Genomic DNA, 273 nt, shown 5'->3' on the forward strand with positions numbered 1-273 from the left:
GCTCAGCTGTGTATTTTCCAGGACCATCATCAAATGTTAAATAAGCGACTTTTCTAACTTGCCCATTATATTGTTTTGGAGCTTCTTTCGGTGCAAGAGATGATTGAATTTCACTTACAAGTTGAACAGATTTTGCTTTATCCTCTGTACTTGCTAGAGCAATATGTGTTGATCCTAAAGCCGCTTCGTATGTAAATAATACCCCCGCGCAAATCAACATAGCCCTTTTTACTAAAGTTGTCATTCGAATTCCATTGTGCATAATTTTCCTTC

At 37.4% G+C, this 273-nt stretch carries 1 pseudogene; it reads right to left on the reverse strand.

Features of this window, described 5'->3' with window-relative positions:
- Positions 1–262, reverse strand: a pseudogene (locus SB658_RS23890) (peptidoglycan-N-acetylglucosamine deacetylase); the annotation flags it as partial.
- Positions 263–273: the final 11 nt, after the last annotated feature.

Source organism: Bacillus sp. SIMBA_008 (assembly GCF_046535495.1).
GTDB lineage: Bacteria > Bacillota > Bacilli > Bacillales > Bacillaceae > Bacillus > Bacillus subtilis.